The organism is Microbulbifer sp. GL-2 (assembly GCF_007183175.1).
In the GTDB taxonomy this organism is placed as follows: domain Bacteria; phylum Pseudomonadota; class Gammaproteobacteria; order Pseudomonadales; family Cellvibrionaceae; genus Microbulbifer.
The window spans coordinates 1,222,529-1,246,043 of sequence record NZ_AP019807.1 but is presented as its reverse complement, the minus strand read 5'-3'; the positions used below and the strand labels follow the sequence as shown (position 1 = coordinate 1,246,043).

General features: G+C 53.2%; 17 protein-coding genes. 14 read left to right on the top strand and 3 right to left on the bottom strand.

The window, feature by feature from the left end; translation table 11 throughout:
- Positions 1-2: 2 nt before the first annotated feature.
- Genes GL2_RS05360 through GL2_RS05350 form a run of 3 tightly spaced genes read right to left on the bottom strand, consistent with a single transcriptional unit; the run spans position 3 to position 5,045 of the window.
- Positions 3-1,025: a succinylglutamate desuccinylase/aspartoacylase family protein gene (locus GL2_RS05360; protein WP_143729631.1), complete on the bottom strand. Its 1,023-nt coding sequence runs from the start codon at positions 1,023-1,025 to the stop codon at positions 3-5.
- Entirely contained in the window at positions 1,003-4,158 is a 3,156-nt protein-coding gene (locus GL2_RS05355) for a DUF6531 domain-containing protein (protein ID WP_143729630.1), read from the bottom strand. Before GL2_RS05355 ends, GL2_RS05360 begins: the two co-directional genes overlap by 23 nt.
- 23 nt (positions 4,159-4,181) lie before the next feature.
- Positions 4,182-5,045 (bottom strand): Stp1/IreP family PP2C-type Ser/Thr phosphatase, encoded by an 864-nt coding sequence (locus GL2_RS05350; RefSeq protein ID WP_143729629.1) that lies wholly within the window; start codon positions 5,043-5,045, stop codon positions 4,182-4,184.
- Positions 5,046-5,236: 191 nt separating this feature from the next.
- Between GL2_RS05350 and GL2_RS05345 the strand changes: the two genes are divergently transcribed.
- From GL2_RS05345 to tssC (GL2_RS05280), 14 genes are all read left to right on the top strand, one after another.
- Positions 5,237-5,956, top strand: a complete 720-nt coding sequence (locus GL2_RS05345; protein WP_143729628.1) for a transposase — start codon at positions 5,237-5,239, stop codon at positions 5,954-5,956.
- 73 nt (positions 5,957-6,029) lie between these two features.
- A complete protein-coding gene (locus tag GL2_RS05340; RefSeq protein ID WP_143729627.1) occupies positions 6,030-7,526 on the top strand; it encodes a type VI secretion system contractile sheath domain-containing protein in 1,497 nt (498 codons plus the stop codon).
- 144 nt (positions 7,527-7,670) lie between these two features.
- On the top strand, positions 7,671-9,437 hold the full coding sequence (gene tagH / locus GL2_RS05335; protein WP_143729626.1) for a type VI secretion system-associated FHA domain protein TagH: 1,767 nt from the start codon (positions 7,671-7,673) through the stop codon (positions 9,435-9,437).
- Positions 9,438-9,461: 24 nt separating this feature from the next.
- Positions 9,462-10,079 (top strand): type VI secretion system lipoprotein TssJ, encoded by a 618-nt coding sequence (gene tssJ, locus GL2_RS05330; RefSeq protein WP_232053772.1) that lies wholly within the window; start codon positions 9,462-9,464, stop codon positions 10,077-10,079.
- 78 nt (positions 10,080-10,157) lie between these two features.
- A complete protein-coding gene (gene tssK, locus GL2_RS05325) occupies positions 10,158-11,495 on the top strand; it encodes a type VI secretion system baseplate subunit TssK (protein WP_143729625.1) in 1,338 nt (445 codons plus the stop codon).
- Position 11,496: 1 nt separating this feature from the next.
- A complete protein-coding gene (gene icmH, locus GL2_RS05320; RefSeq protein WP_143729624.1) occupies positions 11,497-12,363 on the top strand; it encodes a type IVB secretion system protein IcmH/DotU in 867 nt (288 codons plus the stop codon).
- 53 nt (positions 12,364-12,416) lie between these two features.
- A complete protein-coding gene (tssM, locus tag GL2_RS05315; RefSeq protein ID WP_143729623.1) occupies positions 12,417-15,956 on the top strand; it encodes a type VI secretion system membrane subunit TssM in 3,540 nt (1,179 codons plus the stop codon).
- Between the two features lie 16 nt (positions 15,957-15,972).
- Complete coding sequence (gene tagF / locus GL2_RS05310) at positions 15,973-16,635, top strand: type VI secretion system-associated protein TagF (protein ID WP_172621067.1); 663 nt, start codon at positions 15,973-15,975, stop codon at positions 16,633-16,635.
- Positions 16,636-16,670: 35 nt separating this feature from the next.
- Complete coding sequence (locus GL2_RS05305) at positions 16,671-17,396, top strand: SapC family protein (protein ID WP_143729621.1); 726 nt, start codon at positions 16,671-16,673, stop codon at positions 17,394-17,396.
- Between the two features lie 171 nt (positions 17,397-17,567).
- Entirely contained in the window at positions 17,568-18,302 is a 735-nt protein-coding gene (locus GL2_RS05300) for a hypothetical protein (protein ID WP_143729620.1), read from the top strand.
- 233 nt (positions 18,303-18,535) lie between these two features.
- Positions 18,536-19,840, top strand: a complete 1,305-nt coding sequence (gene tssA, locus GL2_RS05295; protein WP_143729619.1) for a type VI secretion system protein TssA — start codon at positions 18,536-18,538, stop codon at positions 19,838-19,840.
- A 45-nt stretch (positions 19,841-19,885) separates the two neighbouring features.
- Positions 19,886-20,407, top strand: a complete 522-nt coding sequence (tssB, locus tag GL2_RS05290; protein WP_143729618.1) for a type VI secretion system contractile sheath small subunit — start codon at positions 19,886-19,888, stop codon at positions 20,405-20,407.
- Positions 20,404-21,891 carry a type VI secretion system contractile sheath large subunit gene (tssC, locus tag GL2_RS05285; protein WP_143729617.1) on the top strand — a complete coding sequence of 496 codons (1,488 nt, stop codon included), beginning with the start codon at positions 20,404-20,406 and terminating at the stop codon, positions 21,889-21,891. Before tssB ends, tssC (GL2_RS05285) begins: the two co-directional genes overlap by 4 nt.
- A gap of 132 nt (positions 21,892-22,023) precedes the next feature.
- On the top strand, positions 22,024-23,511 hold the full coding sequence (tssC, locus tag GL2_RS05280; RefSeq protein WP_143729616.1) for a type VI secretion system contractile sheath large subunit: 1,488 nt from the start codon (positions 22,024-22,026) through the stop codon (positions 23,509-23,511).
- The last annotated feature ends 4 nt before the right edge of the window (positions 23,512-23,515 follow it).

Below are 23,515 nucleotides of genomic sequence, written 5' to 3'. Positions count from 1 at the left end.
AGCTAGAAGTTTTCATCAGGCAACAAGCTGTCCTGCAGCAATTCAAGATTTTCTGCTACTCCTTGGGGCTCTCGGAAATAGGCGATGTGATACATCGCCTCGCCCTCTTGTACCAAGGGGATATTTTGCTTGCCAATAATGATCCCCTCACCATTGCAACGTACCTGATCCAACTCCATGCCAAAGGGATCGGCGATGGTGGCGAGCAGTTCGCCTTCAAATACTTGATCCCCCAGTGCCTTGATATGGTTTGCGATACCGCTATCGCCGGCCCGCAGCCAGCCGCTGCTACGAGCAATAAACGGCTCTATCGGGTTAGCGCGCCGGCTTTTTGGCAGCATTTCCAGGTAGCGCATTACATTGATTACGCCCTTAATCCCCGCACGTATACACAGCTCGTCAAATCTCAGTGCCTCGCCGGCCTCATACAGCAGGATTCTCACCCCCAGGTCGGCAGCGGCCTGGCGTAACGAGCCGTCGCGGATTGAGGCATTGAGTAATACCGGTACGCCGAAAGCCCTGGCCATGGCGCGGGTAGTTGCGTCGTCCAGGTTAGCGCGCACCTGGGGTAAGTTGCTGCGATGTGCTGCGCCGGTGTGAAGGTCGATACCGTAATCGCACTTGGCTACGATTTCCCGCAGGAAAACATGAGCCATACGTGCGGCCAGGGAGCCCTTGCCTGAACCGGGGAAGGATCGGTTGAGGTCGCGCCGGTCGGGCAGGTAACGAGTGTGTTGTAGTACCCCGTAGACATTGACCATGGGTACGGCAACAAGTGTGCCGCGCAGTGACTTGAGACTGCGACTCTGGATCAGGCGGCTGATCACCTCAATGCCATTCAGTTCATCCCCATGTACCGCCGCGCAGACAAAAATTGTGGGGCCATCCCGTTTGCCGCGTTGTACGTATACGGGGATAGCCATTTCAGTGTTGGTATAAAGGCTCACCACCGGCAGGTTGATTTGTTGGGATTCCCCCCGAGCCACCGCAGTACCGCCGATTTCAAAGTCCGGACAATCTTGCATATTCCCGCCGTACGAATGTAGTCACTAGATTGTAGAGGGCAGGGCCATGAAGGCGCCTCATGTCAGAGCTTGGGCAGGGGGGCGTGTGGGCAAAAACCCGTGTCCCGTTCAGCCAAATCTGCAGCGCCGGGTTCCAGTAACCCGAAGTGTGGTACCAAAGGCCGGTTTCGATATCTGCAATCAGGTTGGAGCCCCGCCAGGGGCTGGGCTCCTGGCCAAAACCACTGTCAGCAGTGGTTCCGGTCTCGCTGCCCCGAGACCACTGTATGGCACCTTGTGTATCAAAGATGGCAAGGGGTTTGCCTTCCGCACTGGTCAGGTAGTGTTCACTGTTGCCGGAACTCCAGTGACAGAGTATGGAGTGGTTCAAGGGGTGTTGTATCCAGTGGCCGATGCCGCGGGATTTACCATCGATCTGATGTGCCTCTGCCCAGATACCGAGACCGCTCCAACTCGTGGTTACACGTCGTTGGCGTGTCGATTTACGGTGGGTACAGGTCATGCTCAGACGGCGCCCAAAAGGATCGTAACGGAAATAGGTTTTGAACTCGCCGCACTCCGCAGTGCTCATCAGCCCCCAACCATCGTATTGGTACTGGTAGTCCTTACGTCCGGGAATCTCCCGTTCGCTTGTAACGTTACCGCGTTTGTCGCGCTCGATCTGTGCCTGGGCAAATCCGGCAGGGCGCATAGGGGTAGTGAGCTGTAGTGGAGCTTGCCGGTCGAACTGCCAGGTGAGTGCCAGGCCGCTTTCCAGAGCAGAGAGCCGCCCCGACTCAAATTTATAGGTACTGCGAACATCCCCCTGGACATGTACGTGGTTCTGTCCCTCTACTTCGGTGCGCAGGATTGGCTCTCCATTGGCGTCAATGCCGTATAGAGAGCCGCAGGGTGCAAGAGTATAGGATAAGTCGAGATCGTCAGAGCTGGCGCTTTTTAGCCAGCCGCGAGAGTCATACTGATATCTGAGGCTGAAATCGCGAACATCGCTGCTGTCGTGATTCTCGGCAATCACCCGATTGCGCTGATCGTATTTGAAGCGCACCGAGGAGTGCAAATTGTTGGCTTGTATCAAGCGCTGGCGTGCGTCGTAATGAAATTCGTTATTCTGGCCGTTGTTGTTGCGGATTCCGGCGATAGCGCCATTTTCACTGTAGTGAAAGTACCAGCGACAATCGTTATCGCAGTACTCGCTAAGGGTGCCGTCGGTATTGTAGTGCCAGCGCAAGTGACGTTTATCCGGCGTATGGTGCGAAACCAACTGGCCTATAGGATCGTAGTGCCAGCGGTAGTGTCCGTTGGGTGTATCCAGTTGGGTTAGCTGTCTGTGAGCATTGCAGTGCAGTTCCCAACTATTGCCATCGGCAAACTGGATCTGGCATATATTGCCGGTACTATCGTACTCGCAATGCAGGCTCTGACTGTTGCCAGCATGAATGGCGTAGGGCAGTCCGCGTTCCGAGTAGTCCAGGCCGTATTGATGTAGGCCGATGCGGGATTCGCGCAGTTCCCCTTTAGGCCCATAGCGCCACTCGCGCCAGGTCTCTTCATTGACCACCATTGCGCTCATCCGTTGCCAGTGGTCGTACTCAAATCCCCAGACTTTCTCCCCGCAGCGCGCTGTTTGTAGTTGGCCTTGCCCGTCCCAGGCGAATTCCACCCTGCCGCCCTCCGGGTCGGTGATTTTTGTCAACTGGCCGCGATCGCTGTAGAGGAAATTCCACTCCTGTTGCTCGGGATCTACGATTGCCAGTGGCCGGCCTTTGTCACTAAAGCGGTACCGCCATACCTGGTCCCCATTGAGTAATATGCCTTCAGGGAATCCGTTTTGATCGTATTGATAGCGGCTACTGACTCCTGCACGGGTGCTGCGCCGGATGCGCCCTAGCTCGTCGTAGCGGTAGAAAGTACGCTGACCACCGGCACCTATGTGCTGGCAGAGGTTGCCGTAGGTATCGTAGAGCCAGCTGTTTCGGCGCAGGCCCTGTTCCTCGCTGACTAACTGGCCAAATCGGTTAAAGCGCAGCTGTAGTGGGTCCCTGTCGATAGTTTCCACAAGGCAGGAGCTGTGGGTGTGCTGCCAGCTGAGCAGGGTTTCCGTTTCCTCGCGCCTTATTTTGTGGCAACGACCCTGGCGGTCGTATTCAAACTGGCTGCTGCCTGACTGACTGCAGCGTATTTCGGTCAAAGACAGGTCGTGGTAGTTGTAGCGCTCTCTCTTGCAGCCCCGGTAGACATCAGTGAGTAGGCCCCCGTGAAAATCATAGGCACACAGGTTTCGCTGCTCTTCGGGAGCGTGATTGTTGAGCAATCTGCTGATGCGGCCACCGTGAAGCTGGAACTCCACTACTCGGCCCCAGGACGTGACGATTTTCCTCGGGAGCCCCTCGCTGTAATCGATGGTCAGGGCATTGCCGAACTGGTCGCGAATTTCGGTAAGAGGCAGCGCACTGTTAACCCCGTCGGCACGAAAGATTTTATGGGGTTGGTTAAACGCCGTGAGACGATAGCTGTGCAAGCTTTGGCGAAACAGCAACAGGCGCTCGAAGCGGTTGTAACAGCCGTGGCCGATTGCAGGCAACTGGAAGTGAACTCTTCGCCCCTCGGCGGTGTACAGTTCGACAGTGTTGTCCTGCACTGACAATTGCTCACTTAACGAGTGGCGCCAGCCAGTGCCGATACCGCAGTCCTCGGTGATAGAGGAGCGGTAATAGCGTTTCCAGTGGAAGGGTAGTGGGCCTGGTAGTGTCAGGTCGGTTTGCTCAAAGGCCAGCTCGCCGTTTGCTCCATTGATCCAGCCCTCAATCCGGTGGCTGCGCTGTATCGAGGGAATACAGATATCGAGGGGGTTGACCCCAGGAATATTAATCAAGCTTGTCGGGCCGTCACCAATACCGGGCAGTAACTGTCCCACCGGTGCAGAGGCGACAGTGTAGGTATTGACAGAAACCCCCGGGGCCTGCGGCCACAGCGGGTGGGTGTGATCGGCAGAATCGGTTGGTGCGGGCAGGTTATGGATACCCGTCAACCACTGGCAGGCAGCAGCCGGACTCCCCTGTGGAAAAGTAACAGAGGGTGGGCTGAGAATCTTGAGTAGATTGGGTACTAGCTGGGTGAGACGTTCCGGTGTCATGCTTCAGCTTCCGGCAAACAGGTTTATCGTTGCGATTTTCGAATAGTCACATCGGGTGACTGGGGCCTCTGAGTCACATTCTGCTCTTGTGCAAGCATTTGTGGCATAGGCTGCGAGGAGTACTCGAGAATACCTGCACTGATGTTATCTCGTCCCCCAAGCCTGTTAGCATCGTCAATAAAGCGATAAACACACTCCAGTGCGGGGCGATGGGTAGCCAGGACCCGCTCGATTGCGTGGTCATCCAGGTATTCAGTGAGGCCGTCGCTGCAGACAAGTAGCAGGGCGTTTTGAGTCAGCTTCCAACTGTTAATTTCCGCTTCCACGCTGCTCGAGACTCCAAGGGCGCGAGTAATATGATTGCGCACATTGGACTGTTTGGCCTGTTCCGGAGTCATCTGACCACTATCAACCATTTCCTGTACAACACTGTGATCCCGTGTAAGACGCTGTAACCCGTAGTTGTTCCATAAATAGGCCCTGGAATCGCCGATATGGGCAACGATCAGGAAGTCGTGCCACATAACTGCGACCACGATTGTTGTTCCCATTTTGGAAAATTGAGGGTTCGTATTTTTGGTGTTCAGCAGAGCGTTGTTGGCACTGTTGATGGCATCGATCAGCGTTGCGCGTAAAATCAGTTGTTGCTGCTCGGGAGTGCAGGAAATAAAGGTGTGTTGTAGCAGGCTGTCGAGGTGGGATTGGATGGTCTCAGCCGCGATTTTGCTTGCTGTAGCGCCACCTGTATAGCCTCCCATACCATCGGCTACAACCATGTAGGCGAAGGGTTTATCCGCGCAGGCATGCCAGCGGATGCTATCCTCATTCTCCTCGCGAACTTGACCGATGTCAGTGCGCCCGTTGACCGCCAGACTTATCTGATCCATGTCTGGTGCAACTCCCCTTTATTAAATAGCAATAAAATGCGGCGTAACATTATTACAACCGAATAACCAGTTCTTATGTTAACTTGGCCACAGACTAAGTTTGAAATTTTTTTCCCTAGTTTGCGATAATAAAACCTTTATTCATCAATAGAAAAGGCACTGCGCCTGTTTAATAAGGATTCGCTGGCAAAATGCCCCGTTTGCCTAGGCTCAACCTGATAAATATTCCCCAGCATATAGTGCAGGTCGGTCACAATAACCTGCCTTGTTTCTTTGATGAGGAGGATTATCAATATTATTTGATTAGTTTGCGTAATGCTGCTGACCAGTACAGCGTGGATGTTCACGCTTATGTTTTACTGCCCAATATGATCCAGATTATTGCAACGCCACGGATTCCCGATGGGATATCCTCGATGATGCAATCTCTCGGGCGTCGCTATGTCCAGTTTGTCAATCACCGTTACAAACGTTCCGGCACCCTGTGGAGAGGGCGTTACAAATCCAGCCTGATTGACTCTGATGCCTACCTGCTGACTTGTTACAGGTACGTCGAGTTACGCCCCTTGTATCTGGGTTTGGCGGACTCTTTGGGTAACTACCAATGGTCGAGTTTTAATCATCATGTAAACGTTAAGCATGACTATTTGATCAAGGATCACCATTTATATACTGCCTTGGGAGAAAATTCTGTGGAGCGTGCCCAAGCGTACCGCAAACTTTTCCGTTACAGCTTTGATCGACGCCTACTCGATTACATTGCTGAAACCATTAAATTGGGTCATGTATTGGGCGGCGATGCATTTAAAGAGAAAATTGAACAAATCGCGAATCAACGAGTTCGTCCATTAAGGCGCGGTCGTCCTAGAAAGACAAAAAAAATCGAAGAAGAAGCTGTAGAAACAAAATAAATAAAAACGCATGATGAATACAGGGAAGTAGAGAAACTCCCTGCGTAGTTTTTGCTGCCATGGAGTATTGATAGTGAGTAGAGCCACCATAGCGACGGGATTTCAAATTCTCGGCGACGATAAAAAAGGAAGAAATATGGATTTGGGCACTGATAACCTGAAGGTCGCTATTCTCGGCGATTTTAGTGGGCGGGCCAGTCGTCGCCAGTGTGAGCCGGATACTATCGCCCAGCGCAGGGTTTACTTGTTAAATCGTGACACCTTCGAAGGGGTTTTTGCCGACCTGGGGGTGAGCCTGCAGTTGCCGGTGATGGACAAACCTCTATTTCTTCCCTGTTTTGATGACTTGCACCCGGACTATTTATACAGCCGCCTGCCGCTTTTTGATAAATTTATCGAGCTTGAGCAGCGCCTACGCGATCCGCAACAGTTTCAACAGGCCGCTGAAGAAATCCAGCAGTGGAAGCCCGAGTTGCGCGAGTCCTCCGCTGAGAGCACATCCTTTTCCACCGAGCAATCTTTTCTCGATGAGATTCTTGCGGCAGGCCGTGAGCGTCATGCAAGGGAGAGCGGTAGTGCAATTGAGGTAGACCAGCTGATCAAGGACATCGTCGCGCCCTATGTTCAGAAGAGCGCTGACCCGCGCCAGGGCGAATACCTGGATGCCCTCACTGAAGCCACTTCAGATGTAATGCGCAAATTGATGCATCACAGTGATTTCCGCCAACTTGAGGCAAGCTGGCTCAGCTTGCAGTTTTTGCTTCGACGCTTCGAAGAGCACCCCAACTTACAATTACACCTCATAGATATCAGCAAGGAAGAATTGCTCGCTGATTTTGCCAATGCGGAAAGCGACCTGGAAAATTCGCAGGTATTCAAATTGCTGGTGGAGCGGGAAACAGCATCCGGAAATCGCCCGTACAACTTGGTGCTTGGCGACTTTTATATCACCGATGAAGAGCGTGATTTACATCTACTGATAGACCTTTCTACTATTGCCGAAGCGGCTGGCAGTGCGCTGTTATTAGGCGGTGATAGCAAGTTGGCTGGTTGTCCAAACCTGGCTGGCTCTGTTGACCCAGATGATTGGTACTTTCCAATGAGCGAGCGCTTTGCCGAGAGTTGGCAGGCGGTGCGGGAATACTCCGCGAGCGATTATGTAGCTCTGGCAGCTCCACGATTTATGCTGCGTTTGCCTTTCGGTAGTGAGACCTCCACTACCGAGCACTTCAACTTTGAAGAGCTGACCCCCGAGCAGGGCCATCAGTATTACCTGTGGGGCAACAGCGCTTACCTGCTTGCCCTGGCTATTTGTCAGGGTTTCTCCGCAAGTGGACAGCTTGGTGTGCCGTCATCAGTTACTTTTGAAAGCTTGCCATTGCACTTGCGCAAACTGCCTCAGGGGCAGTGGGTAACCCCTTGTGCCGAAGCGCTGCTCACTGATCGTGGCGCGTCGAAATTCATGCAGGCGGGGCTCAATACCATGCGTTCCGTGCAGGGGCGGGACCAGATCATTCTGCCCCGTTTAACCTCTCTCTCCGGTGGTGCTTTAAAAGGCCCCTGGGACTGAAAACAGTAACCCGGGGTGCTATCAGCAATCCGGGTCTAATGATATGACTGGCAGATTTTCCCCGACCATTTCGCGAAGTAAAGCGGCCAGCTGGCGCCGCCCCCCACTATCGCGAAGTATATTAACAGTGTGAGTCAGGAAGACATGGACCTAATTCTCTCGGTATTGGCCGACCCTGCGGGGGCCAATATGCTCAAGCACACCAAACTGTTCACGAAAGAGGGCGGCAGTTTGGGCCGTTCAGCAGATAATAATTGGGTACTGCCCGATCCCGACCGGGTTGTTTCTTCCAGGCATGCGCAGATCTCTTTCAGTGAAAACCAGTTTTTCCTGACGGATACCAGCACAAATGGCACTTTCCATAACGATGGCGACACCCCCCTGGGCAAGGGCAATAAAATAGCCTTGAAAGAGGGGGATATCGTCAATGTAGGGGAGTATCGTCTCAAGGTGACACTGCGTCAGCCACAGGCAGAAAGTAACCTGCCCAAGGGCCTGGATAGTGCGGATTTTCTCGATACTTCGGATCGCACCACTTTTAATGCCAGCGCCATGGCAAAGATGCAGAGCCAGGCTGAGGCCAAGCAGCTGGATAATTGGCTGGAACCTGGTGCGGGGGGGAATAGCGATATTTCCCAATCTGGGGAGTGGGGCTATGTTGCATCGAGTAATCAGGGTACCCCCTCCGGAGATAACCTGCTCGGTGCAGAATCGGGCCCCCTGGACCCGCTTTCCGCTTTTGATCAACCGCAAACTTTTACTGGCGCCGAGGCACCTGGACTGGGCTCGCTCACAGGAGCCCCTGCCAGCCAGAGCAATTCGGGGCAGTGGTCTGACGACGAATGGTGGAAAGAAGGTAGCGCCCAGGATCATGTACCAGCGGATCGTCACGCAGTACATATCGCCCCTGAGCCACAACCACCCGTACAGCCACCAGAGCCGCCTCCTGTACAGCCACAACAAATAGCTCCGCCCCCGCAGCAATTCCAGGCCCCACCTGTACAGCCACAGTTGACGCCGCAACAACCATCAGTGGTTCCTCCACAAGTGCAGGTCGCACCGCCTCCGCCCCAGGTTCCACCAGTGCAGAGCCAGCCACAGGTGGCCCCTCAAGCACCGCAGGACAACCCGTTCGCCGACTCCTTTGCGGCGATGCAGGGGCAGCAGGTTGAGGGTGCACCGGGCTTTGATTCTGCTCAAGGGCTGGCCAGTGGTCCGGCAGACTTTGCTGCACAGGGGCAGAGCTTTTCTCAATTGCAACAGCCACAACCTAAGGTGCAACCTCAGCCACAGATACCTGAGTCCCCACCCCAACCGGTGCAGCCGCCGCCCGCGCTAGGTGCGGGAGTGCTGGCTTCGACGCTGGGCCTGAATATCAACCCGGCCCAGCGGCAACTTGCGGATCAGCAAGCTGCCGAAATCGTACGCGAGACCGTTGCACGCCTGATTGATCTTCTGCGTGCGCGCACCAGCATCAAAAATGAGTTGCGTGTGCAGCGCACCATGATTCAGACCGAAGCCAATAATCCACTCAAGTTCAGCGCCACCGAGCGCGATGCCCTGGAAGCAATGTTTGCCGGCAACGGTGCATTTATGCAGCCGAAAGAGGCGGTGCGAGATAGCTTTGATGACCTTTCGGATCATCAGGTGGCGGTGCTCGCCGGTATGCGTGCGGGTTACAGTGCGATGCTGAAGTATTTCAGTCCAGATAATATCGAGCGTCGCCTGGGCAACACGTCAGGGGTGTTCGGCAATAAAAATGCAAGAAAATGGGAAGGCTTCAGTGCGATGTATCGCGATCTGGTGGGCGACCCCGATGCTTGTTACCGCAAACTGTTTGGTGACGAATTTGCGGTGACTTACGAAAACCAGTTGTCTGAGCTGAAAAATGCCAGACAGTTGAAAAATTAATTGATCGAAAAGAGGGAATTGGTCGTGTCGATAAAAAAACTATTACATATCACCTTGTTGGGGATACTGGTGGTGACCCTTGCGGCCTGCCAGACCACCAGGCGCACCCTGAACCTGGATACCAGTGTGGAGTTGTCGGTCAATATCCGTGAGGACGTCAACCCCGATGACGATGGGCGTGCTTCACCGGTGGTAGTGAGAGTATTTATGCTGGCCGATGACCGTCAGTTTGCCCGCGAGGACTTCCTCAACCTGTATGAAAATGCTCAGTCGCGCCTGGGCAAAGATCTGCTGGATACCATCATCCTGAAAGAATTTGCCCCAGGTGAGCAGCGTGTGGAAGCACTGCAATTAACCCCGGATGTGAAATATATCGGGCTTCTGGCTGAATTTGTGCAGTACCAGCAAGCCGATGCCCTGCTGGTATTGCCAATTACCGATCACAAGAAAAATGAGTTTCGGGTAGCCCTGGCCGATACCCGTATTGGCACGCCTGATGATATTGCCAAGCGTCGCCGCGGAATAGTTTCCCCGCTGTCTCGCCAGGATACTGGGCAGCGTCCGGGTGATACGGTAACTATCTCCAGCGAAGATTATGAGGCGATGCAGAAACGCCTGCAGGAAATGGAAAAATCTAAATAGAGCGGTGACAGCCGTTTTGATCAGCCCCCTTTTATTTAAGTCCTGCATCAACTGAGGCGGGCCTTACAAGGAAGACTTATGTCGGCAAATAACAAGGTGATCTGGAGCGAGGGCATGTTTTTGCGCCCGCAGCACTTTCAACAGCAGGATCGCTATCTCGAACAACTGATTGAGGCGCGTACTGCCTCATTGGGTCCATATACCTGGGGTGTGGTTGAGCTGGGAATCGACAGCGAGCCCCTTTCCATGGGGAAAATTTCGGTTTCCCGTGTGCGCGCTATATTTCCCGATGGTACTCCCATTCTGGCGCCGGAAAACGAGCACTTACCAGATGTCCTGGATGTACCGGTCAATGCTCGCGATGAAGTAGTTTTCCTGTGTGTGCCGATGAAGCGCCCGGGTAGCCAGGAGTCTATCCGCGACCAGGAGGACTTCCCCCAGGCGCGTTTCCAGACGGCCAATTTCGATGCGCGCAACAGTGCCGCTGCCTCCGGTGAGTCCGCCCGTATCCAGGTGGGCAAGCTGCGTGTTTGCCTTAAACTGGAGAGTGATGACCTGAGCGGTTACGCTGCCATCGGTATTGCCCGTATACGTGAGCGCCAGCCGGAAAAACCAGTCGAGCTGGATACCGACTATATCCCGCCGCTTTTGAATACCGAGACCTCGGCGGTGATCAAGGCCTATATCGAGGAGGTTAAGGGCCTGCTCGACCACCGTGGTTCGGCGCTGGGGCACCGCCTCAGCGACAGCGGCAGAAGTGGTTCTGCGGAGATTGCGGATTACCTGTTGTTGCAGGTGATCAACCGCTTCGAGCCATTATTGAAGCAGATTACTTCACAGCCGCGCCTGCACCCGCACAGCTTGTTTGTAGAGTTACTGCAGTTAGCCGGTGAGCTGTCTACCTTCACTTCCTCGACCAAGCGACCGCCGGATATTCCCGGTTACGCCCACGAAAACCTGCAGCTAAGCTTTTCCGGGCTGTTTTCCGCATTGCGCCAGTCTCTCTCCACAGTATTGGAACAGACCGCAATTCCTATGGAATTGGTGCAGAGAAAGTTTGGTATTTATGTGGCACCAGTGACCGACCCTTCGCTGCTCAAGAGTGCCAGCTTTGTGATGGCCGCTAAAGCCGATATGCCAGGTGATCTACTGCGCAGCCGTTTCCCCACTCAGTCCAAGGTGGCACCGGTGGAGGCCATCCGCGAGTTGATTTCCGCACAGCTGCCCGGCTTGAAAATGCGCCCCTTACCGGTGGCGCCGCGACAGATCCCCTATCATGCGGGGTTTACCTATTTCGAGTTGGAGCGCAGCGGTGAACTGTGGCAAGCGATGGTGCGCTCTGGCGGTTTCGCCGTGCACCTCGGAGCGGAATTCCCAGGGCTGACTATGGAGCTCTGGGCGATAAGGAATAACTGATATGAGCAATGACAGCTTTTCGCCACCTTCGGCGCCTAACGCGGGTGACAGGACAGTAATGATTCCCACACCGGGTGCGGCAGCACCGGCTCAGCCGGCAGCAGCCGCGCAGCAGCCGTTTTTTGCCAGTCCTGGCGGCAGTGTGGATATGCAGATTCGCAACAGCCTGAACCCACTGGTTTCCGCCGCCTCCAAGTTGCTGGGCGTGATTATCAAGCTGCGTACCACCATGAACCACTCTAATGTGCCGGATTTGCACAAGCGCCTGACCAAAGAGATTCAGGCATTTGAGCGTGAGGCTAAACAGTTGGCTTTAACTCCGGAGTCGGTTCTCACTGCGCGCTATCTGTTGTGTACTGTGGTGGATGAAGTGGTGCTCACTACCCCCTGGGGAACCGCCAGTGGCTGGAGCCAGCACTCGCTGCTGAGCCTGTTTCACAAGGAAACCTTCGGTGGAGAGAAGTGCTTCGCCATCCTGCAGCGCATGCTTGAAACTCCGGCCTCTCACTTGGAGCTGCTGGAACTTTTCTATCTGTGCCTGAGCCTCGGTTTCCAGGGTAAGTACCGGCTGGTACAGCGCGGCCACGAGCAGATTGAACAGATACGGGATGAGCTGTACCGCACAATTGAACAGCACAAGCCGGCTATGGATCGGGATTTGTCCCCCCGCTGGCAAGGCTGTGTCGAGCGCAAGTCGCGCTTGATCCAGTATGTACCGCTGTGGGTCATTATGAGTGTTGCCTTGGGCCTGTTGGTCGCTACTTATAGCGGCTATCGCTGGTGGCTATACGAAACAACAACGCCGGTAGCTGATCGCGTTGTAGATCTCACAGGCAGTGACAGCGAAGCCCCGGAAGGGGAAGGGTAACACTCGGACCGAACCGACCCGGAGCGGCAGAGCCCGGGGAGATGGAGCTATTCATGAAACGCTTGCGCGACTTTTTTACCAACAAATGGGTGCTTGGACTGATCGGCTTGTCGGCCCTGTCCGTCCTTATTTGGTTTGGGGCGGATTACATCAAGTTCGGCAGTGACAATGCCACGCTTTCGCCCACCATTCGCATCACCATCATTGTATTTATCTTTGCTATCTGGCTGGTATGGAACCTGAGTCAGTGGCTGGTGGAACGACGCCAGAATCAGGCGTTAATCAAGGGCATTGAGGAGTCCCAGGAGGCTGCGCAGGACCCTGACGAGGAGCACTCCCGCGAAGAGCTGGATGCTCTGTCCGGGCGTTTCCGCGAGGCTATGGAAGTGCTGCGCAACGCCCGCTTCAAGTCCGACAAAGGCAAGGTATCCCTGTATCAGCTGCCCTGGTACATCATTATTGGCCCGCCCGGGTGCGGTAAAACCACGGCCCTGGTGAACTCTGGTCTGGAGTTTCCCCTTGCACAAAGTCACGGTAAAGAGGCTCTCGGTGGTGTCGGCGGTACGCGCAACTGCGACTGGTGGTTTACCAACGATGCAGTGTTGATTGATACCGCCGGCCGTTACACTACCCAGGATAGCCACCGGGTCTATGACAACAGCGCCTGGAAGGCATTTCTGAGTCTACTCAAGCGCTATCGCCGTCGCCGACCGATCAACGGGGCCATGGTTGCCATCAGTTTGCAAGACCTGATGGTACAGACTGAAGAGCAACGCCAGCACCAGGCGAAGACTATTCGCCAGCGCGTGAATGAATTACAGCAGGAGCTGGGAATCCGATTCCCAATTTATCTCACATTTACCAAGTGTGATTTGGTTGCGGGTTTCAGCGAGTTTTTTGACAACCTGTCCCAGGCCGAGCGTGAGCAGGTCTGGGGTGTGAGTTTCCCACGAGAGGCGAATGCTACAGCAGGTGCGCCCATCGATAACTTCAAGGCGGAATTCGGTCAGTTGATTGAGCGACTGAACCAGCGTGTCCTGTGGCGGGTTCACCAGGAACGCAATGTTGAGAAGCGCGCTTTGCTGCAAGGTTTCCCCGCACGCATGGAAAGTCTGTCGGACATTCTGACAGATTTTGTTAAGCAGTCCTTTGAACCGAACCGCTACGAAACCGTGCCCATGGTTCGGGGGATCTACTTCACCAGTGGCACTCAGGAGGGCAGTCCGGTCGATCGTATGATGGCCTCGGTAACGGCTGACTTTGGCCTGGAGCGCAGTGCCGGGAGTAAATTCCAGGGGGCGGGCAAAAGCTTCTTCCTGCAACGCCTGCTAAAGGACGTCATCTTTCCCGAAGCTGAGCTGGTTGGTGTCAATCGCAGGGTGGAAACCGCCAACCAGTGGTTGCGCAGAGGAGTGTATGTCACTTTGGCGGTAGTATTTGTTGGGTCGATTTTCCTCTGGAGTGGCAGCCTGGCCTCGAACAAACTGTCCATGGCGGAAGTTAACGATAACCTTGCTGCCTATCAGCAGGCCGAGGTTGAACTCAAGGGCAAGAGACCTACGCCTGTGAGCGCCCTGGAAATGCTGGAGCCCCTACGCCACTCCACATCTGTATACGATCGCGAGGAACACCCTTGGATTTCCAATTTGGGGCTGTATGACAACCGCATCGACCAAGCTGTGGACAAACTCTACCGCCATAAATTGGATACCGTTTTCCTGCCGGCACTGCTGCGCGACATTGAGAGTAATCTCAGTCGCTTGGGCAGCGAGGACCCGGCCCTGGTCAGCACGCTCAAGACCTACCTGATGTTCTTTAACCCGGATAAGTTGGATATCGCCAGCGTGGAGGCCTATTACACTTCGCGCTGGGAACGCCAGTTGCCAGGAGAAGCAAAGGAGCAGGAAAATCTACGCTACCACCTCGACCAGTTATTAGCTCAGCCGATACCCGCGAGTGTTCAGCAGAATGAACGGGTGATAGCGCGTGCTCGCCAGCAATTGAGGCGCATCCCGGTACCGCAAAGGCTTTTCGCCCAGCTGCAAAATAGCGATTTGGGTCAGACTTCAGTGGATCTCTACCAGGAAATTGGTGGCGATACCCAGCAGGTTTTTGGTGTGAGCGCCAATGACTCCCGCTTCAGCATTCCCTTCCTGTACACCAAAGCTGGATATAAGGAGATGGATTTCGGAGCTGATTCCCAGCTGATGACCAATATGGCTGAAGAGCGCTGGATTTATGGCGGGGACCTCAGTGGTGAGGACTTTACCGAAGCTGACCGCAAGAAACTCGGCGAGGACGTGAAGCGAATTTATCTGGGAGAGTACCTGCAGCAATGGCAGTCTTTTCTTGGTGGTTTCAGCATCCAGAGGTTCAAGAGCACTTCTGAGGCACTGGAAGTTCTCTCAACTTTGTCTGATCCAGTGTACTCACCACTGTTGGCGGTGACTGAAATCACTTCGGACAATACCCGCCTGACACCGCGTCCCGAGTTATCGGTCGATGCCAAAGGGGTGCCGTTGCCCGTATCCAGCACCACACGCAGACTTGGTGGCGCCGCACTTGATGGTGCTGCGGGTGCCCTTAAAGATCACTACAAGCCCAATATTGTCGACGTGCGTTTCGAGGAAGTACAACGCATCACTCAGAGTGAAAAGGGCAGGCCGGCGAGAGTCCAGGAGTACCTTCTCACTATCAACAAAATCCAGGAGTACCTGACCGAGATTGATAGTGCTCCCGATTCCAATGAGGCCGCTTTTGCTCGCGCCAAGGCCCGCTTTGCCGGTGGTGGTGACGCTATCAAGCAATTGAGGGTCAAGGCCGCCAACGCTCCCGCCCCCTTCGATAAATGGCTGACCGATATCGCTGATAGCACCTGGGCGCTGGTGATGGCCAAGGCAAAAGGCCACCTCAATCGAGTTTGGCGCGAAGAGGTCTACCTCAGTTACGCGAACAGCCTGGCCAACCGTTACCCGCTGCGCAGTGATCGTGATCAGGAGGTGCCGGTTATGGAGTTCAACCAGTATTTCAAACCGGGGGGTATTCAGCAGAAGTTTGTCGATGAATACCTGAAGCCATTTGTTGATACGAGAAACTGGCGGGTGAAGTATGTGGAAGGGCAGGGTATGAGCCTTTCCAAACAGACATTGTCACAGTTGCGCCGCGCAGAAAAAATTCGCAAGACCTTTTTCGCTGCGGGAGAAAGTGCATCCTATTCGTTTCGTATAGAGCCCACCAAGCTGGATTCCAGTGTGCGTCTGTTTGAGTTGGAATTGGGGGATCAGCGAGTTCCCTATTCCCACGGGCCCAAGACCAGCAAGAAACTCACCTGGCGTGGAGGTGAGAGCAACAGGGCCAGGATTATTTTTGAAGACCTGAATGAAACAGTGCACCGCAAGCATTTTGAAGGGGACTGGGCATGGTACCGCCTTCTCGCCAGTTCAGATTTGGAATCTGGTCGCAGCAATGCAGAGAGACTGGTGACCTTCTCAGAAGAGGGGCGAAAGGCGCAGTTCAGGCTGATTGCCTCCAATATAAATAATCCGTTTGATCGCAGCCTGCTGCGAGGGTACCGGTGTCCGGAAACCCTGTGAACGGGGAGAGAGTGATTTGCACAACACGATAGGTATATTTGGCAAGCTGCCGGGGCACGGGGATTTTATCCAACGCCAGCTGCCCGGCAGTTTTGTCAGTGTGTGGGATGAGTGGCTTCAGCGTGCTGTACACGGCTCCCGGGAAATTATGGGTGACGAATGGTTGGATTATTATTTGACCAGTCCGATTTGGCGTTTTGTGCATGGAAAGGGTGTGATCGATGAAAGCGCCTGGGCGGGGATACTTGTTCCCAGTGTGGATAGTGTTGGCCGATATTTTCCGCTGACGATCGCCGCGCCGCTGCCTCCGGCAACTGATGCATTTGCCTTTATGTCACAAGCGAAAGACTGGTTCCAGGGATTGTCCGAACTGGCGGTCAGCGCTTTGCAAAATATGCTGCATGCGGATCGTTTGTTTGAGGCCTTTGCCCAGGTTCCTGAAGGGATGGGCAGGGTAGTGCTTGCGAGATCTCAGTCCGACTTTTTTGTATCCAGTGGTGATAGTTCGGGTATTGAAAGTAGTTATGCGGGGCTGCTGGGGCAAGTGTGCGGAAAGAGCTTTGCCAGTTATAGCCTGTGGTGGTGTGAAGGGTCACAGCACCTGGCTCCGACCAGCTTGTTGTGTCCATCACTGCCGAGTCCTGAATTCTATTGCTCCATGTTGGGGGCAAGGCAGTAGCCATCGGCGGTGTAAGAAACGGAGGGAGCCACAGGATGAAACAAATAGTTGTACTAAATAAAAACAAGCACCGCTGGCATAGTTTTGAGGCCGGCAAACTTTCTAACAGCGATAGCCAGCATATCTGTCCAGTATACCCGGCCGAATTCCACGCGGTTGCGGGGGACTGCCCAATTGTCTTTGCCAAGTCAAAGGACGGTGAGCGCCTGGAGAGTTGTGCCATGTTGGGTATCAAACCCGGTAAGAATCTATTTTGGCAGGAGGGGAAATGGCAGGGAAACTATATACCGGCAACCTTGAGAGCGTACCCTTTTTACCTGCAGTACAGGGACAATAATCCAAAAAGTGCAGTGGTCTGTATCGATTCTTCAGCGTTGTCGCCGGCGGAGCCCCGTGGGTCAGGACATAAATTATTTAAAGAAAGCGGCGAGCCCAGCCAGCATTTGGCAAGTGCGAGGGATCTACTGCAAAAAATTCACCAGCAAAAGATGCAGGGCAAGGAATTTATCCACTGCCTCATCGAGATGGACCTGCTACAGGAACAGGTGGTACTGGTGGATCTGCCAGGCAATACAAAACACCAGCTTAGCGGGGTTTTCTGTATTTCTGAGAAGCGCTTGAATGAATTGAACGGACGCGACATTTTAACTTTGCGAAAGTGTGGTTATTTGGCATATATCTATGCACATATTTTCAGTCTGAAGCAGTCTGGGAACTTGAGCCATCTGTTCAATAAATATCATGCGCGTTCTCTGCATTAATTTATCTGATCGTATAAAAGAGCCCAATATCCAGTAGGTTAATTGGGTTGGAAAAATGGTATTTGATCGACGGTATGCTCCAGGGCTGATGTCGTTTGTTGGCAGGGCACATAGATCGTGTCCAGAGGTTGCCCACCTATCAATCGCTGCAGGAAGCAAGGGTTATAAGGTATGTCGTACGTTGTGGTATTTACAGGGGAAATCAGGAAACATTTTGAACGGCGCCGGGCAATTGCGGCACTGGGGAGTGAATTTGGCTTTAGTTTCAGTCAAATAAAAGCCCTAATGGCCAGTTCCAGATCCCAGTTAAAGAAAAGTAGTGACAGGGCGGATGTCTGTCGATTTATGCACAAATTGTGGAATTCTGGTTGGCACTCCCAATTGTTTATAGATGTTGAGCTTTTACACTGCACCAGGGTATCCAGTGAAAGTGGTGAGCCAGAGCTACCGGTTGTTCTGGGCAAGCTGCACACAACAGATCCTGATATTTCCATCAGCGCACCGCGAAGCTGGCATTCATGTGACAACCTGAATCCCAGTGCCGTGATTCAGGCAGGCAATATTGAGGCCAATCGCTACCTGATTGTTTTGGCTCAGGATCGCTCAGAGCTTCCCGCTGAGCTGACACTTGCCGATTACGGTGAGGCACAGATGAAACAGTGTCTGGGCAAGGTCGCCGGTGGGGAACTGCTGTATGGACCCGAGTTGATCGAGCGTGCATGGCAAACCGGTATCCTGTATGAAATGCGTGCAAATATCGGCCGGGATTCTGTGCAGTACTTGGTGGCTTTTTTCCAGAGCACACAGAGCTTTTATACCCTGTTCCTATGGACTGACTTACAAGGCTTTACACAGAGTAAAACCGAATTTATTCAGGTAGTGGCAACTTTTCAATCACAAGGGTAAAAGTGGAAACCGCAGAAAATAAGGGCTCAGCTGTAATCGCCGTGTAATTGACCTGAATAAAAGTCCAAATAGTAAAAATTTAACAAAAATAATTCGTCCACCTTTGTGCTGCGTGCACTTTTTTTCGGGTATTGTTGGCTCATCGTGTCATTTGCCTTGATTAGATCTTTACAACGTGTACTCTTCTCGAGATTCTAATTGAAGGAATTGTTTCGGTAGAAGGGACTTATTTCATGGCATTCCCAAATACAATAAATATCGAAGAACTTACTGCCCCGATCTCCTCGGATAGCCCGGCGGGAGAGGATATTCGGGAGGATCGCTCGCCGACTTCGGACTACTACTCCATCAAGGATGCGCGCAACAGTGCCCGGGCCGCAGAGCGCTCGGCTATGTTTGATGTAGCAGATACTGATCTGCTGGCACCCTGGCGAGATGTAGCCAAATCTGCCGAAAAGATTCTCACCAAGAAAGGCAAGGATCTGGAGGTGGCCAGCTGGTACACCGAGGCACTTATCCGTCTGCACGGCTTTACTGGCTTGCGAGATGGTTTCCAGCTGATCGACCAGTTGATTGAAAATTTTTGGGACGGCCTGTATCCACTACCCGATGAAGACGGCATAGAGACCAAAGTAGCCCCGCTGACTGGCCTCAATGGCGACGGTGGTGATGGTACCCTGTTGATGCCGATCCGCAGTGCTCCGGTGACGCCTGAGGGGGACTACGGTGATTTTTCGTTCTTCCAGCACCAGCAGGCGCGCGATGCCGATCGAATTGCTGATGACGATGCTAAGGCCGCACGAATTGAAACCCTGGGCTACAGCCTTGAAGACGTCAACCTGTGTGTGAACAGCGCGAGCAATGACTGGGCTCAAAACCTGATTGAGACTATTGAGTCCTGTGCGGCCCACTATAAAAACATAAACGACACCCTGCGCAAAAGTTGTGGCCATGATGCACCACCCTCGACAAATGTTTCCTCATTGTTGGATGAGGTAACGCGCACAGCCAGGTTTATATACAAGGCCCAGTTAGAATCGATAGCCGCCCTGGCTGAGGCGGAATCAGCACAGAGTGATGAAGTTGAGGCAGGAGAGACTGTTTCAGGGGAAGCGGTTCCAAATGTTGCGGCAACCCTGGTAGCCAACGCTATTGCTGCGCCGACAGGGCCGGTGTCATCGCGCGAGGATGCGCTTCGATTACTGGAGCAGGCAGCCAAGTATTTTCGCACTTACGAACCCCACACTCCCTTGGCACCCGGCTTGGAGAGACTTATAGGGTGGGGTCGAATGACGGTTTCCGAATTGATGACAGAGTTGCTGCCGGACGAACAGTCCCGCGCTCTCTACTCCCAGCTCACAGGAGTGCGCCTGGATGGCACCGATACCCAGCGCTACGTTGCGCCACCGGTATCGAGTAGCACCCCTTCGTCTGCACCGGCTACATCTGAGCCTGCGTCTGCCACTTCTGAGCCTGCGCCTGCTTCTGATGCTGCTTGGGGCGGTCAACCACAAGAAGAAGCCAGCACAGGTTGGTAGTTAATTGAGAACAGCAGTCCCTAAATCTAGGAAAGGAGACCTGAGATGTCTGAGAGCATCCACAATAAACTAAAGCGTGTGCGCAAGCCGCGTGTGCATATTACTTATGACGTAGAAACTAATGGCGCTGAAGTCAAAAAGGAGCTTCCTTTCGTGGCGGGCGTCATGGGCGATTACTCAGGTGATAACACTGAGAATCGTAAGTCGTTGAAAGATCGTAAATTCGTTCAAATCGATCGCGATAACTTCAACGATGTAATGGCCAAGGTAAATCCGAAGTTGAACCTGCAGGTAGAAAATACCCTGTCGGGAGACGGCAGTAAGATGGCTGTAGATCTCGACTTCAGACAAATGGATGATTTCTCTCCAGAGCAGCTTGTCGAGCAGGTAGAGCCGCTGAAGCAGCTTCTGGAAGCGCGCAGTAAATTGCGTGACCTTCTGAGTAAGGCCGACCGCTCAGAAGAGCTGGAAAAGGTTCTGGAAGATATCCTGAAGAGCACGGAAAACGTTGGTGCTATTTCCGAGCAGCTGGGCCTGGATAAGGATAAAGGAGAGGACTCAGAATGAGCACAGAAGTAGAAAATGTAGCGGAAAGCGAAGCAGAGGAGCAATCGTCCAACCTGCTGGAGCAGGCGATTGCCGCAACCAAACAAACTGAGCCACAGGAAGCGCAGGACCTGCTCGCGAACCTCACCGAGCAAGTTCTAAAAGGCACCGTCACCTGGGATCGCAACCTGACCCAGACCATCAAGACAGCGGTCAGCGCTATCGACCAGGCCATGTCCAAGCAGCTGTCTGCCATTTTGCACGATGAAAAATTCCAGAAGCTGGAAGGTTCCTGGCGGGGCCTCAATCACTTGGTGATGAATTCTGAAACCGGGGCAACAATGAAGATCCGCATGCTCAACCTGAGCAAGCGTGAATTGTTCCGCGACCTGGACAAGGCTGTTGAGTTCGACCAGAGCCAGACCTTCAAAAAAATCTATGAAGAAGAATTTGGCACCGCTGGTGGCGAGCCCTACGGCTGCATGATCGGTGATTTTGAATTTACCAGCCACCCTGAAGATATCGAGCTTTTGAGTAAGATGTCCAACGTTGCTGCTGCAGGTTTCTGTCCATTTATTTCCGCAGCTGGTTCCGGCATGTTCGGCTTCGATGACTACACCGAGCTGTCCAAACCTCGTGACCTCGGCGGTATCTTCGAATCAGCCGAGTACATCAAATGGCGCGGTTTCCGCGATAGTGATGACTCCCGTTTCGTCACCCTGGTAATGCCGCGCACCCTGGCTCGCACCCCTTATGGTGCTAACACCAAGCCGATCGAAGCTTTCGATTTTGAAGAGTTTGAAGTTGATGAGTCCGGTGTTTCCCGTCCAGCGGAACATGACCAGTACTGCTGGATGAACGCCTCTTATGTAATGGGTACCACTATGACCAGGGCTTTCGCTGAGAACTCCTGGTGTACCGCAATTCGTGGTGCAGAAGGTGGCGGTAAGGTTGAAGGTTTACCCTCTCATGTATTCAAAAGTGATGATGGCGACCTGGACCAGAAATGCCCTACCGAAATCGGTATTACTGATCGCCGTGAAGCTGAGCTTAGTGCACAGGGCTTCCTGCCTCTTTGCCATTACAAGAATACTGATTATTCAGTGTTCTTCGGTTCCCAGAGCGCGCAGAAAGCCAAGGCTTACGATGATCCGGATGCAACCGCAAACGCTGCTATCTCCGCGCGCCTGCCCTACCTGATGGCCACCTCCCGTATTGCCCACTACCTGAAAGTAATGGCGCGTGACAAGGTTGGTTCTTTCATGGAAGCCAGTGACTGTGAGCGCTGGCTGAACAAGTGGATTTCCCAATACACCAACTCCAACCCTGAAGCGAGCCCGGAAATGAAAGCGAAGTACCCGCTTTCTGAGGCCCGCGTGGAAGTGAAGGAAATTCCTGGACAGCCCGGTAGCTACAGTGCGGTGGCTTACCTGAAGCCCTGGCTGCAGATGGAAGAGCTGACTACATCCATGCGTATGGTGGCTAACATCCCGTCTGCAGGATAATGCCACAGGCCCGCCTGCTACAGGCGGGCCTCCTCCTCAAAAGGCCTTGCTCAAGGCCAGGATTCTATTGAGTCTCTCAGGGACAATGCTTTTGGGAGTATTCCGGTGCCCTGTGCAACACATGACCAGATAATGGAAGATCACGTAGACGTACTACCGGAAAAGTTGGCCAAGGGGGAGCAGAGCGAGCTTCGGCGTTTTTTGCGTGAGCCAGATGACCTGTTTGCCTTTGAATATTGGCTTACTGAAATTTGCCCCTGTTCAAACAAGGAAAATTTTTCCGTTCGCCAATACCTTAGCCGCATGATTATGGAGCTGGATGAGCTGATTTGCGATCAGGTCAACCGGATTATTCATCATCCCCGCTTCCAGCAACTTGAAGCCTGTTGGCGTGGCTTGTCCATGCTGGTTTTCAATACACCACACTCAGAAAGCATCAAGATAAAGCTTTTGGATGCAAGCTGGCGCGACTTGAGCAAAGACATGGAAAGAGCCCCGGACTTCGATCAGTCCGGCCTGTTTCATCTGGTTTACAACGAGGAGTTTGGTACTCCTGGTGGTGAACCTTTTGGTTTGTTATTGGGTGACTATTATGTCAGCCATAGACCGATGCCGGACCATCCCTATGATGATGTTTTTACTCTGCAAGGGATAGCACATACGGCAGCTGCCGCTTTTGCTCCCTTTGTATGTGCAGCCACTCCGCACCTGTTTGGTATCGACCATTTTGATGACCTGGCAAAACCGATCCAATTTTCCGAAGTTTTTCGCCAGAAAGAATATATTCGCTGGAATAGTTTGCGTGATCTGGAAGACAGCCGCTTTGTAGCGATTACCTTGCCGCACGTACTGATGCGTGAGCCCTACAATGTTGAATTCTCTCGCTATCGTGGCCTGCGTTTCCAAGAACAGGTAAACGCCTCTCACAACAGGCATTATTTATGGGGTAATGCCTGTTTTGCCTTGGGTGCAGTTTTATTGCGTGAATTTAGCGAGGTCGGCTGGTTTTCCCATATTCGCGGTGTTGCTCGCGATCACATGGGCGGTGGCCTGGTGACCCAATTGCCGAAAATACCTTATCGGCCAGATAGCCAACCGACCATGGTGCGTATGTCAGCATCGATCCTGGTTACGGATTTTGCCGAACGGGATTTATCTGAACTGGGCTTTGCCTGCTTAAGCCACTGTTACGATACACCCTACAGTGCATTTAACAGTGTGCCGTCTTTGCAGAAAGCTAAGCAGTACACATCTAAGGCAGCCACCGCCAACGCACGGATCAGTTCCATGTTGCAACAGATTCTGTGCGCATCCCGCTTTGCACACTATATCAAGGTGATGATCAGGGATAAGGTCGGGGCATATATGAATGCTGCCGACTGCGAGCGTCAGCTGCAACATTGGTTGGATCGTTACACGACTGGCCGCGACGACCTCTCATGGGAAATGCTTGCGCGTTATCCACTGCGCGAAGCGCGGGTCAGGGTGGTTGATGAGCCGGGTAAGGCGGGTAGCTATCAGAGCGTTATTCACTTAAAGAGCCACTACACAGTTGATCACTTGGTATCTGAACTGAAACTTACTACGGCACTGGCGACCATAGGTGTGGGAGGTACATAAATTT

Excerpts from the sequence above, each read along its gene's own strand:
- GL2_RS05360 (WP_143729631.1), bottom strand. The coding sequence starts at position 1,025 with ATGCAAGATTGTCCGGACTTTGAAATCGGCGGTACTGCGGTGGCTCGG.
- GL2_RS05355 (WP_143729630.1), bottom strand. The coding sequence starts at position 4,158 with ATGACACCGGAACGTCTCACCCAGCTAGTACCCAATCTACTCAAGATT.
- GL2_RS05350 (WP_143729629.1), bottom strand. The coding sequence starts at position 5,045 with ATGGATCAGATAAGTCTGGCGGTCAACGGGCGCACTGACATCGGTCAA.
- GL2_RS05345 (WP_143729628.1), top strand. The coding sequence starts at position 5,237 with ATGCCCCGTTTGCCTAGGCTCAACCTGATAAATATTCCCCAGCATATA.
- tagH (WP_143729626.1), top strand. The coding sequence starts at position 7,671 with ATGGACCTAATTCTCTCGGTATTGGCCGACCCTGCGGGGGCCAATATG.
- tssK (WP_143729625.1), top strand. The coding sequence starts at position 10,158 with ATGTCGGCAAATAACAAGGTGATCTGGAGCGAGGGCATGTTTTTGCGC.
- icmH (WP_143729624.1), top strand. The coding sequence starts at position 11,497 with ATGAGCAATGACAGCTTTTCGCCACCTTCGGCGCCTAACGCGGGTGAC.
- tssM (WP_143729623.1), top strand. The coding sequence starts at position 12,417 with ATGAAACGCTTGCGCGACTTTTTTACCAACAAATGGGTGCTTGGACTG.
- GL2_RS05305 (WP_143729621.1), top strand. The coding sequence starts at position 16,671 with ATGAAACAAATAGTTGTACTAAATAAAAACAAGCACCGCTGGCATAGT.
- GL2_RS05300 (WP_143729620.1), top strand. The coding sequence starts at position 17,568 with ATGTCGTACGTTGTGGTATTTACAGGGGAAATCAGGAAACATTTTGAA.
- tssA (WP_143729619.1), top strand. The coding sequence starts at position 18,536 with ATGGCATTCCCAAATACAATAAATATCGAAGAACTTACTGCCCCGATC.
- tssB (WP_143729618.1), top strand. The coding sequence starts at position 19,886 with ATGTCTGAGAGCATCCACAATAAACTAAAGCGTGTGCGCAAGCCGCGT.
- tssC (WP_143729617.1), top strand. The coding sequence starts at position 20,404 with ATGAGCACAGAAGTAGAAAATGTAGCGGAAAGCGAAGCAGAGGAGCAA.
- tssC (WP_143729616.1), top strand. The coding sequence starts at position 22,024 with ATGGAAGATCACGTAGACGTACTACCGGAAAAGTTGGCCAAGGGGGAG.